This window comes from Pseudomonas sp. Sample_20, from assembly GCF_004307585.1.
Taxonomy (GTDB): Bacteria; Pseudomonadota; Gammaproteobacteria; order Pseudomonadales; family Pseudomonadaceae; genus Aquipseudomonas; species Aquipseudomonas atacamensis.
The window spans coordinates 22850-34021 of sequence record NZ_RCOA01000090.1 but is presented as its reverse complement, the minus strand read 5'-3'; the positions used below and the strand labels follow the sequence as shown (position 1 = coordinate 34021).

At 60.7% G+C, this 11172-nt stretch carries 9 protein-coding genes; 2 read left to right on the top strand and 7 right to left on the bottom strand.

Annotated elements, in window-relative coordinates; all coding sequences use genetic code 11:
• Window positions 1-133 precede the first annotated feature (133 nt).
• Window positions 134-532, bottom strand: a complete 399-nt coding sequence (locus D8U70_RS19255) for a DUF3077 domain-containing protein (protein WP_130929525.1) — start codon at window positions 530-532, stop codon at window positions 134-136.
• A 130-nt stretch (window positions 533-662) separates the two neighbouring features.
• Here D8U70_RS19255 and D8U70_RS19250 point away from each other — a divergent pair, with 130 nt between their 5' ends.
• Entirely contained in the window at window positions 663-1322 is a 660-nt protein-coding gene (locus tag D8U70_RS19250; protein ID WP_071172928.1) for a S24 family peptidase, read from the top strand.
• A 42-nt stretch (window positions 1323-1364) separates the two neighbouring features.
• Here the strand turns inward: D8U70_RS19250 and D8U70_RS19245 are convergent, their stop codons facing one another.
• The 4 genes from D8U70_RS19245 to D8U70_RS19230 are packed head-to-tail and all read right to left on the bottom strand — an operon-like array spanning window position 1365 to window position 6923.
• On the bottom strand, window positions 1365-3314 hold the full coding sequence (locus D8U70_RS19245) for an acetyl/propionyl/methylcrotonyl-CoA carboxylase subunit alpha (protein ID WP_130929524.1): 1950 nt from the start codon (window positions 3312-3314) through the stop codon (window positions 1365-1367).
• A complete protein-coding gene (locus D8U70_RS19240) occupies window positions 3314-4126 on the bottom strand; it encodes a gamma-carboxygeranoyl-CoA hydratase (RefSeq protein ID WP_073471322.1) in 813 nt (270 codons plus the stop codon). The genes D8U70_RS19245 and D8U70_RS19240 overlap by 1 nt, the downstream gene beginning before the upstream one ends.
• Before the next feature lie 13 nt (window positions 4127-4139).
• Window positions 4140-5747, bottom strand: a complete 1608-nt coding sequence (locus tag D8U70_RS19235; RefSeq protein WP_130929523.1) for a carboxyl transferase domain-containing protein — start codon at window positions 5745-5747, stop codon at window positions 4140-4142.
• 12 nt (window positions 5748-5759) lie between these two features.
• Window positions 5760-6923 (bottom strand): isovaleryl-CoA dehydrogenase, encoded by a 1164-nt coding sequence (locus D8U70_RS19230; RefSeq protein ID WP_041068789.1) that lies wholly within the window; start codon window positions 6921-6923, stop codon window positions 5760-5762.
• 300 nt (window positions 6924-7223) lie between these two features.
• On the opposite strand from D8U70_RS19230, the gene D8U70_RS19225 reads away from it, so the two are divergent.
• Window positions 7224-8921 (top strand): AMP-binding protein, encoded by a 1698-nt coding sequence (locus D8U70_RS19225; RefSeq protein WP_130929522.1) that lies wholly within the window; start codon window positions 7224-7226, stop codon window positions 8919-8921.
• A 658-nt stretch (window positions 8922-9579) separates the two neighbouring features.
• Here D8U70_RS19225 and D8U70_RS19220 read toward each other — a convergent pair.
• Together D8U70_RS19220 and D8U70_RS19215 are read right to left on the bottom strand one after the other, a co-directional pair.
• Window positions 9580-10479: a hydroxymethylglutaryl-CoA lyase gene (locus tag D8U70_RS19220; protein WP_110645484.1), complete on the bottom strand. Its 900-nt coding sequence runs from the start codon at window positions 10477-10479 to the stop codon at window positions 9580-9582.
• A gap of 145 nt (window positions 10480-10624) precedes the next feature.
• Complete coding sequence (locus D8U70_RS19215; protein ID WP_130929521.1) at window positions 10625-11023, bottom strand: MerR family DNA-binding transcriptional regulator; 399 nt, start codon at window positions 11021-11023, stop codon at window positions 10625-10627.
• Between the last annotated feature and the right edge of the window lie 149 nt (window positions 11024-11172).

Sequence of the window (11172 nt, the reverse complement as noted above, 5' to 3'; positions counted from 1 at the left end):
CCGGCAAAAAGCCGGGTCAAAAACCGTGATTAGCCTGATGAGGAGATAGTCCAGAAGACCGACCTAAGGTCTCTGGTCCATCGACTGATCTCGCGATCAGCTGCTTGCAATAATAATCATTATCATTTGCAAGTCAAATGTTTTTATCTGCGCGATGGGAAAATTCTTTCCTGTCCGCCCGGACCTTGTCCGCCGTTACTTCGTCGTTGTCGATCGAATGGTCGACCATCGCCCGCGCCATATCCACCATGTGCACCACCGAAAAGGCCAGATCGCGACTGGTGCCTTGCAGGTTTTCTGCTGCCTTGAACGCGGTGGCGGCTGCACATCGCAACAGATCCGAGGCATGCACCAGCGCTTCCTCGCCGCTGAGATGGCCTTTGACATTGAAAAAACGTTCGTCCGTCTCGTGTTCTGAAACAGCCGGTTTCAAGTAGTAGTCCAGCGCGCGCTGTGCGGCGGCATTGCCTTGAGGGGAGGTGAAGCTGGTGTCGATTTGCAGATCGGGCAGGTCTTTGCTGCTGATGTTCATCATGAAACGTCACTCCATGTTCGATTGAAAGTCCGTTTCCTTAGGATAGTACCGCCTGTATTTGTGACGAGAATTTAAATACTACAATATGTGTTTTGCCGGTCGAAGACGTCCGCGTAAGGTGCGGCACATGGATAAATGGATTGAGTTGGTCAAGGCCAAGATGAGTGAACTCAAAGTCACTCAAACAGAGCTCGGAGAGCGCGTCGGCATGTCCCAGGGCGGGATCGGTCATTGGCTGAACAAGCGTCGCGAACCCGGTGTTACCGAAATGAACCGCGTGCTCAAGGCGCTGGGAATGGACTTCCTCGAAGTCGTTCTGGTGATCCGCGAACCGCAGCCGACGCCGGAAGACGAGATGCCGCTGGCGCAGAAGTACAACCCGTACTTCCGTTATCCGGTCTGCGATTGGCGTGCACCTTGCGAAGTGCGTGACACTGCGGCGAGCTATCCCGGAGCATCAGCGAAGCAGCGCTTCGAACTGACGGATTACCACGCTCGCGGCGGTGCGGCGTTCTGGCTGACGGTGACGGGGGATTCGATGACCGCGCCGAGCGGCCAGAGCGTTGCCGAGGGCATGCTGATTCTGGTTGACCCAGAGTTGGAGGCAGTGCCTGGCAAACTGGTGATCGCCCAGTGGCCGGACAGCGAAGAAGCGATTTTCCGCAAACTCGACGAGCAGGCCGGCCAGCGTTACCTGGTGCCGCTCAATCCAACCTGGCCGAAAACCCTGTTAACCGATGAATGCCGGATTATCGGCGTGGTGGTTCAGGCAACGGCGCGTTATTGAACGGATCGATCCTCGCTCAAGGCCAGGATCGATCCTTTTATTTCATCCCTCTTCCAGTTCAACCAAAGCGCTGCCCTCGCTGACCATATCGCCTTCCTGGCAATACAGCGCTTTGATCACACCGGCGTGCGGCGCGCGGATGCTGTGTTCCATCTTCATGGCTTCAAGCACCACCAGTTGCGCCCCGGCCTCAACCGACTGTCCCGTTTCGACCAGCACGCGCACGATGCTGCCGTTCATTGGCGCGGTCAGACCGCCCTGATGGCTGTGGCTGGCTTCAACGGCACTGATCGGATCGAACGCTTCGATGCGCCGCAACTCGCCGTCCCATTGCAGATACAACGCGCCGCCCTGACGAATCGCCCGCAATGTGCGGCGCACGCCGTCATGCTCGACGGTCAGCGCCTCGCCCAGCAGTTCTGCATGGGCCGCAGTTCTCAAGGTCAACGCGCGATCCTGTCCCTCGCAACTCAAATGCACGGTGATTTGCGCCGGCAAACCTGCGCGCAAACCACTGCTGCAAGACCAAGGGGAGGCGGGATCATCCGCCCGCGCACGCTTCGGCAAACTCTGCGCAAACGCCTGCGCCGCCGCCTGCCAGAACTCATCGGTCAACGCGGCTGGTGCTGGCAGCAATTGCTCCTGATAGCGCGGGATAAACCCGGTATCCAGCTCTGCCGCCGCAAACGCCGGATGCGCGATGATCCGGCGCAGGAAATTGATGTTGGTCCTCAGCCCGCCAATCGCAAACTCGCCGAGCATGCTCAACAGACGCAAGCGCGCCTGTTCGCGATCTTCGCCCCAGGCAATCAGCTTGCCGAGCATCGGATCGTAGAACGGCGATATCTCGTCACCTTCCTCAACGCCGCTGTCTACCCGCCGCCCCGGTCCCTGCGCCGATTCGCGGTACAAGTCCAGACGCCCGGTGGCCGGCAGGAAATCATTCGCCGGATCTTCGGCATACAAGCGCACTTCGATCGCGTGACCATTGAGTGGCACCTGCGCTTGGGTGATCGGCAGCGCTTCCCCACGGGCGACGCGAATCTGCCAGGCGACCAGATCGAGCCCGGTGATTGCTTCTGTTACCGGGTGCTCGACTTGTAGCCGCGTGTTCATCTCCATGAAGAAAAACTCGCCGCGCGCATCCAGCAAAAACTCCACGGTGCCGGCGCCGACATAACCGATCGCCTGCGCCGAACGCACAGCCGCTTCGCCCATCGCCCGGCGCAACTCGGGCGTCAGACCCGGCGCCGGGGCTTCTTCGACGACTTTCTGGTGCCGACGCTGGATCGAACAATCGCGCTCGTTGAGGTACAGGCAGTTGCCGTGCTGATCGGCGAACACCTGAATCTCCACATGACGTGGCTTGAGCAGATACTTTTCCACCAGCATCCGCGAGTCGCCAAACGACGATTGCGCTTCGCGCTGCGCCGAGGCGAGGGCTTCAGCCAGTTGGCTGACATCCTCGACGACTTTCATGCCTTTGCCGCCACCACCCGCAGTGGCCTTGAGCAGCACCGGATAACCGATGCGTTCGCAGGCTTCGCGGAAGGTGTCGAGGTCCTGCGCTTCGCCGTGATAGCCCGGCACCAGTGGCACGCCGGCCTTTTCCATCAGCGCCTTGGCGGCGGATTTGCTGCCCATCGCATTGATGGCCGAGGCGGGCGGGCCGAGGAAGATCAGCCCGGCGGCTTCGATGGCGCGGGCGAATCCAGCGTTTTCCGAGAGAAAGCCATAGCCGGGATGAATCGCCTGGGCACCGCTGGCCTTGGCGGCGGCGATCAATTTATCGATTTGCAGATAACTCTCGGCAGCCTTGCTGCCGCCCAGATCCACACGGATATCGGCTTCACGGCTGTGCCGCGCATCGCGGTCGGTGGCGCTGTGCACGGCGACAGTGGTCAGGCCCAAGGCCTTGGCGGTGCGCATCACGCGGCAGGCGATTTCGCCGCGGTTGGCCACCAGCAGAGTGGTAATCACAGGTGCGCTCATCAACGCGACTCCTTGGTGGATGCGGCTTGCCAGTTCGGTGGGCGTTTTTGCAGGAAGGCGCGCAAGCCTTCCTGGCCTTCGGCGCTGACGCGAATCCGCGCGATGGCATTTTCGGTGTAGCGCCGCAGGGCCGGGGTCAGCGCGCCGTTGCCGACTTCGCGCAGCAAGTCCTTGCTGGCGCGCATGGCCGCGGGGCTGTTGAGCAACAGGTTGTCGATCCACTGTTCGACCTGTTGCTCCAGTTCCGCCGCAGGATAGCTTTCGGCGAGCAAGCCGATCTCCCGCGCCCGCTGCCCGCTGAAGCGCTCGGCCGTCAGCGCATAGCGCCGTGCCGCACGCTCACCGATCGCTTGCACGACGAACGGGCTGATTACCGCTGGCGCCAGACCGATGCGCACTTCCGACAGGCAGAACTGCGCGTCATCGGCGCCGATCGCCATGTCACAGCAACTGATCAAGCCCAGCGCGCCACCGAACGCCGCGCCTTGCACCACGGCCAGCGTGGGGATTTTCAGTTTGGCGAGGTTGTACATCAGCTCGGCCAGTTCGCGGGCATCGTCAAGATTGGTGTGGTAATCGAGTTCCGCTGATTGCTGCATCCACGCCAAGTCGGCACCGGCACTGAAATGCTTGCCACGCCCGCGCAGCAGCAGGAAGCGCAGGCTCGAATCGCTGGCGACCTTGTCGAGAGCGAGGATCAGTTCGCGGATCATCTCGGCGTTGAAGGCGTTGTTTTTCTCGGCGCGGTTGAGCCACAGCGTCGCGAAACCGCGTGGGTCGTTTTGCAGTTCGAGGGTATTGAAGTCGTTCATCAGATTCTCCCCATCACATCCGGAACACGCCGAAGCGGCTCGGTTCGATTGGCGCGTTCAGCGACGCGGACAAGGCCAGGGCCAGTACGTCGCGGGTCTGCGCCGGATCGATGACGCCGTCGTCCCACAGCCGCGCGCTGGAATAGTAGGGGTGACCCTGTTCTTCGTACTGGTCGAGAATCGGCTGCTTGATCTCGGTCTCCTGCTCGGCGCTGAACGCCTGACCGCTGCGTTCGGCCTGCTCGCGCTTGACCTGCACCAGCACGCCGGCGGCCTGTTCGGCGCCCATCACGCCGATCCGCGCGTTCGGCCACATCCACAAAAAACGCGGATCGTAAGCGCGCCCGCACATGCCGTAGTTGCCGGCACCGAAGCTGCCGCCGATGATCACGGTGAATTTCGGCACCTTGGCGCAGGCCACTGCGGTCACCAGTTTCGCGCCGTGCTTGGCGATGCCGCCGGCTTCGTACTTCTGGCCGACCATGAAACCGGTGATGTTCTGCAGAAACAGCAGCGGGATGCCGCGCTGGCAGGCCAGTTCGATGAAGTGCGCGCCTTTCTGCGCGGCTTCGGCGAAGAGGATGCCGTTGTTCGCCAGAATCGCGATCGGGTAGCCGTGCAAGTGCGCGAAACCGCAGACCAGCGTGGTGCCGAACAGCGCTTTGAATTCATCGAACACCGAACCGTCGACCAGCCGCGCGATCACTTCGCGCACATCGAATGGCTGCTTGGCGTCAGCCGGAACCACGCCGTACAACTCGTCGCTGGCGTACAGCGGCGCAATCGGCGTGCGTTGCTGCACTTCGCCGAGCTTGCGCCAGTTGAGGTTGGCGACGCTGCGGCGGGCGAGGGCTAGGGCGTGTTCATCGTTCTCGGCGTAATGGTCGGCCACGCCGGAGGTCTTGCAATGCACATCGGCGCCGCCGAGGTCTTCGGCGCTGACCACTTCACCGGTCGCGGCTTTCACCAGCGGCGGGCCGGCGAGGAAAATCGTCGCCTGGTTGCGCACCATGATCGCCTCGTCCGCCATCGCCGGCACATACGCGCCGCCAGCGGTGCACGAACCCATGACCACGGCGATCTGCGGGATGCCCATGGCGCTCATGTTGGCCTGGTTGAAAAAGATCCGCCCGAAGTGCTCGCGGTCCGGAAACACTTCGTCCTGACGCGGCAGGTTGGCACCACCGGAATCCACCAGATAGATGCACGGCAGGCGATTCTGCTGGGCGATGGTCTGCGCGCGCAGGTGTTTTTTCACGGTGAGCGGGTAATACGAGCCGCCTTTCACCGTCGCATCATTGGCGACGATCATGCATTCAACGCCTTCGACGCGGCCGATCCCGGCGATCACCCCGGCAGCCGGGACGTCTTCGCCGTAAACCGCATGGGCGGCGAGTTGGCTGATTTCGAGGAACGGCGAGCCGGGGTCGAGCAAGCGATTGATGCGCTCGCGCGGCAGCAATTTGCCCCGCGAGGTGTGGCGTTCCTGAGCTTTGACACCGCCACCCTGCGCCACTTGGGCGAGCAGGGTGTGCAGCGCGTCGACCTGTTTGAGCATCGCCGCACTGTTGGCGGCGAACTCCGCTGAACGCGGGTTGAGCTGAGTGTGCAGAGTTGCCATGGTCAGCTCCGTTTAGCGGGTTTCGTTGAACAGTTCGCGGCCGATCAGCATGCGGCGGATCTCGCTGGTGCCGGCGCCGATTTCGTAGAGCTTGGCGTCGCGCAGCAGGCGACCGGCGGGGAATTCGTTGATGTAGCCGTTGCCGCCGAGAATCTGGATCGCGTCGAGGGCCATTTGCGTGGCGCGTTCGGCGGTGTAGAGGATCACCCCGGCCGCGTCCTTGCGCGTGGTTTCGCCGCGCTCGCAGGCCTGGGCCACCGCGTACAGATAAGCGCGGCTGGCGTTGAGCTGGGTATACATGTCGGCGACTTTGCCCTGGATCAGCTGGAATTCGCCGATGCTCTGGCCGAACTGCTTGCGGTCGTGGATGTACGGCACGATCAGGTCCATGCACGACTGCATGATTCCGGTCGGGCCGCCGGAGAGCACCACGCGTTCGTAATCGAGGCCGCTCATCAGCACTTTCACGCCACCGTTGAGCACACCGAGAATGTTCTCCTCCGGCACTTCGACGTCATCGAAAAACAGCTCGCAGGTATTGGAGCCGCGCATGCCGAGCTTGTCGAACTTGTTGCTGCGGCTGAAGCCTTTCCAGTCGCGTTCGACGATGAACGCGGTGATGCCGTGGGGGCCTTTTTCCAGGTCGGTCTTGGCGTAGATCACGTAGGTATTGGCGTCGGGGCCGTTGGTGATCCAGGTTTTGCTGCCGTTGAGGACGAAGCGGTCGCCACGTTTGTCGGCGCGCAGTTTCATGGAGACCACGTCGGAGCCGGCGTTGGGCTCGCTCATCGCCAGGGCGCCGACGTGCTCGCCGCTGATCAGCTTCGGCAGGTATTTGCTTTTCTGTTCGTGATTGCCGTTGCGGTTGATCTGGTTGACGCAGAGGTTGGAGTGCGCGCCATAGGACAACGCCACCGACGCCGAGCCACGGCTGATTTCTTCCATCGCCACCACATGCGCGAGGTAACCCAGACCGGCGCCGCCGTACTCTTCCGGCACGGTGATGCCGAGCAGGCCCATGTCACCGAATTTGCGCCACATGTCGGCGGGGAACAGGTTGTCGTGATCGATCTGCGCGGCACGCGGGGCGATCTGATCGGCGACGAAGGACTGCACCTGATCGCGCAGCATGTCGATGGTTTCACCGAGGGCGAAATTCAGGGATGGATAGCTCATGAGGCACCTTTTGGCTTTTTTATCGGGTGGAGCGCACGACGAATCGGCGTTCAGCTTTACGTTAACGTAAAGCTTCCAGAGATCGACTGTCAATCGGCTTTACGTAAGCGTCAACTTGGGCGAGAGTAAGGGCAGTTCAGGATCAGATATCGGTTTGTTTCTGGTGGGAGCGAGCCTGCTCGCGAAAGCGCTGTATCAGTCGCCCTAAAGGGTGAATGACGCAGCGTATTCGCGCGCAGGCTCGCTCCCACAGGGATTCAAAACCGGGAAAACCCACTAATAAAGACAATAGGGGTCGTCATGGATCAACCCAGTGCAAACCCGCAGCGCAGCTACACCCGTGGCTCTCAGGACCATGCCCTGCTGGCGATGACCATCGGTCAGCGCTTCGATCAGACTGTCGCACAACATCCGGACGGTGAGGCTTTGGTGGTACGCCATCAGCAGTTGCGTTACTCCTGGCGGCAACTGGCCGACGCGGTGGATGAGCAGGCCAGGGCCTTGCTCGCACTGGGCTTGCAGACCGGCGATCGCCTCGGCATCTGGGCGCCGAATTGCGCGCAGTGGTGCATTGCCCAGTTCGCCACGGCGAAGATCGGCGTGATCCTGGTCAATATCAATCCCGCCTATCGCAGCTCCGAACTCGAGTACGTGCTCAAGCAATCCGGCTGTCAGTGGCTGGTCTGCGCCGGAGCATTCAAAACTTCGAATTACCACGCAATGCTCCAGAGTCTGGCGCCAGAATTGGCCGAGCACGCCATCGGTCAGCTGCGCAGCGAACGCCTGCCGGAGCTGCGCGGCGTGATCAGCCTCGATGCCAATCCGACGCCCGGTTTTCTGCCGTGGTCGCAGCTCAGCGATCTGGCCACCAGCGTCTCGTCCGAACAGCTGCGCGAACGCAGCGCCAGTCTGCATTTCGATCAACCGGTGAACATCCAGTACACCTCCGGCACTACCGGTTTCCCCAAGGGCGCGACCCTCAGTCACTACAACATTCTCAACAACGGCTACATGGTCGGCGAAAGCCTCGGCCTGACGGCTGCCGATCGTCTGGTGATTCCGGTGCCGCTGTATCACTGCTTCGGCATGGTCATGGGCAACCTCTGTTGCGTCACCCATGGCAGCACGATGATTTACCCCAACGACGCTTTCGATCCGGCCCTGACCCTGCAAGCGGTGGCCGAAGAAAAAGCCACGGCGCTGTACGGTGTGCCGACCATGTTCATCGCCATGCTCGATCAGCCGCAGCGGCAGAATTCCGACCTGTCGAGCCTGCGCACCGGGATCATGGCCGGCGCCACCTGTCCGATCGAGGTCATGCGCCGGGTGATCAACGAAATGCATATGAGCGAAGTGCAGATCGCCTACGGCATGACCGAAACCAGCCCGGTGTCGTTGCAGACCGGGCCGGAGGATGAGCTGGAATTGCGCGTCACCACGGTCGGGCGCACCCAGCCGCAACTGGAAAGCAAGATCATCGACACCGCCGGCAACCTCGTGCCGCGCGGCACCATTGGCGAATTGTGCACGCGCGGTTACAGCGTGATGCTCGGTTACTGGAACAACCCGCAGGCCACCGCCGAAGCCATCGATGAGGCCGGCTGGATGCACACCGGCGACCTGGCGAGCATGAACGAGGAGGGTTACGTCAACATCGCCGGGCGTAACAAAGACATGATCATTCGTGGCGGCGAGAATGTTTATCCCCGTGAGCTGGAGGAATTCTTCTTCACCCATCCGGCGGTGGCCGACGTGCAGGTGATCGGTATTCCCTGCTCACGCTACGGTGAGGAAATCGTCGCCTGGATCAAATTCCACCCCGGCCACAGCGCCTCGGAGCTGGAGCTGCAAAACTGGTGCAAGGAACGCATCGCCCATTTCAAGACACCGCGTTACTTCAAATTCGTCGACGCGTTTCCGATGACGGTGACGGGCAAGATCCAGAAATTCAGGATGCGCGAGATCAGTATCGAGGAGCTGAAAACAATCGACCGATAATCAAAAAACTTCTGTGGCAGCGAGCCTGCTCGCGAATGCAGTGTGTCATTCAGCGTAAATGTGTCTGATACACCGTTTTCGCGAGCAGGCTCGCTCCCACAGGGATGCAGTGATAGAGAGACGAATCACAGAAAGCACAAAGGGGAGCCGAAGCTCCCCTTTAATTTGTCGTTGCGTGCTCTTTTTATTATTGAGGGTCGGTCTGTTGTTGTTTTTGGCAACCGTGGCCCTGTACAGCTTTTTGGCGACCCCCATCCGGGGTCAAGAGCAAACGTATTTTTTTGAGCGCTGATCTGCTTTCTCGTTTAACGATCCAACCGATTCGGGAGCTACCTGAAGGTAGTTTTATTGTTCTCTGCCCGGTTGCGGGTCACTCCTGAGAGCACCCTGAAAAGCACACCTTCTCCAAAAAAATCTGTTAGCTGCGTCTCTGCCGTGTTGTTCTTGTTATGTCAGAGTCGTTTCGTCTTGTTTTTATTGGTTTGCGGCTTTTTATTCTTGTTATGCCATAGAGATAGCAGGTGTCGTGCCAACTTTTAAAAAGCCTTATAAATCAGTGATTTAACTTTTTTCAAGCTTTTTCACCCCCGGGCAAAGCCAGACAATTTGTTTCCGTGTTACTCGCTTTTGCCCACAGCACTGACGCAGCGGTAACACCTCACTGCGCGCTGCGTGCCTTGGCCACTCGCGAACCGCTTGGGCGGCCGAGCACTGCACTGATCTGCTGGCCCGCAGCAATCAAGGCTTCCAGGTCGATCCCGGTCTCGATGCCCAGGCCATTGAGCAGGTACACCACGTCTTCGGTGGCAACGTTACCGCTCGCGCCTTTGGCGTACGGGCAGCCGCCGAGGCCGGCGATAGAGCTGTCGAACACCGCAATGCCTTCGAGCAGGCTGGCGTAGATGTTGGCCATGGCCTGGCCGTAGGTGTCGTGGAAATGCCCGGCGAGTCTGTCCCGTGGCACCTGCGCCGAAACCACCTCGAACAGGCGTCGGGTCGCGCCCGCCGTGCCGGTGCCGATGGTGTCGCCCAGCGACACTTCGTAGCAGCCCATCGCGTACAGCTCGCGCGCGACCATCGCCACTTGCTCCGGCGCAACCGTGCCTTCATACGGGCAGCCCAGGACACAGGAAACGTAACCGCGCACGGTAACGCCGTGTTGTTTCGCCGCCTCCATGATCGGCGCAAACCGCGCCAGGCTCTCGCTGATCGAGCAATTGATGTTGCGCTGCGAGAACGCCTCGGAGGCGGCGGCGAACACCGCGACTTCCTTGACCCCGGCGGCGAGCGCGTCTTCAAAGCCGCGCAAGTTCGGCGCCAGTGCGCCGTAGGTCACGCCGGGTTTGCGCTGGATCTGCGCGAACACTTCGGCGGATCCGGCCATTTGCGGCACCCACTTGGGCGAAACGAAACTGCCGACTTCGATATAGCCGAGCCCTGCGGCGCTCAGGGCGTCGACCAGTTGCACTTTGTCGGCGACGCTGATCGGTTGGGCTTCGTTCTGCAGGCCATCGCGCGGGCCGACTTCGATCAGGCGTACTTGGGAGGGGAGGGACATGGGTGGGACCTGCCTGTTTTTTGAGTTCACGAAGAACCCTGTGGGAGCGAGCCTGCTCGCGAAAGCGTAGGGTCAGTGACAGATATTCTGAATGTCAGACCGTATTCGCGAGCAAGCTCGCTCCCACAGGGGAAGTGGTGAATCTTTAGACCGCCTGCTGGCTCTTGAGCGTCTGCTCCAGCGCCTGCACGCAGCGCTCTTCGGCTGTGTCCAGCTCAAGCTTCATCTGTTCGATATCGAGCAACTGCTGTTCGAGCTGTTCGCGGCGTTCGCTGATTTTCGCCAGCATGCTGTTGAGCTGTTTGGTGTTACCGCTGGACGGGTCGTAGAGCTCGATCAACTCGCGGCATTCGGCCAGGGAAAAACCGATGCGCTTGCCGCGCAGGATCAGCTTCAGGGTGACCTTGTCGCGCGGCGAATAGATACGTTCCTGGCCACGACGCTCGGGGCTGAGCAGGCCTTGCTCTTCATAAAAGCGGATCGCCCGGGTGGTGATGTCCAGCTCGCGGGCGAGGTCGGAAATGCTGTAGGTCTGACTGCTCATGAAAGCGCTCGGAAAAGGGGCATGGCGCTAAGCTAATCGGTGGTTTACGTTTACGTCAAGCGGGATGGTTTTGGGGTGTCTGTACAGGCCCCTTCGCGAGCAAGCTCGCTCCCACAGTGGATGTGTGTGAACACAGGATTTGTGTTCGA

Bases quoted from the DNA above. Each gene is read 5' to 3' on its own strand.
- D8U70_RS19255 (WP_130929525.1), bottom strand. From the start codon at position 532: ATGAACATCAGCAGCAAAGACCTGCCCGATCTGCAAATCGACACCAGC.
- D8U70_RS19250 (WP_071172928.1), top strand. From the start codon at position 663: ATGGATAAATGGATTGAGTTGGTCAAGGCCAAGATGAGTGAACTCAAA.
- D8U70_RS19245 (WP_130929524.1), bottom strand. From the start codon at position 3,314: ATGAGCGCACCTGTGATTACCACTCTGCTGGTGGCCAACCGCGGCGAA.
- D8U70_RS19240 (WP_073471322.1), bottom strand. From the start codon at position 4,126: ATGAACGACTTCAATACCCTCGAACTGCAAAACGACCCACGCGGTTTC.
- D8U70_RS19235 (WP_130929523.1), bottom strand. From the start codon at position 5,747: ATGGCAACTCTGCACACTCAGCTCAACCCGCGTTCAGCGGAGTTCGCC.
- D8U70_RS19230 (WP_041068789.1), bottom strand. From the start codon at position 6,923: ATGAGCTATCCATCCCTGAATTTCGCCCTCGGTGAAACCATCGACATG.
- D8U70_RS19225 (WP_130929522.1), top strand. From the start codon at position 7,224: ATGGATCAACCCAGTGCAAACCCGCAGCGCAGCTACACCCGTGGCTCT.
- D8U70_RS19220 (WP_110645484.1), bottom strand. From the start codon at position 10,479: ATGTCCCTCCCCTCCCAAGTACGCCTGATCGAAGTCGGCCCGCGCGAT.
- D8U70_RS19215 (WP_130929521.1), bottom strand. From the start codon at position 11,023: ATGAGCAGTCAGACCTACAGCATTTCCGACCTCGCCCGCGAGCTGGAC.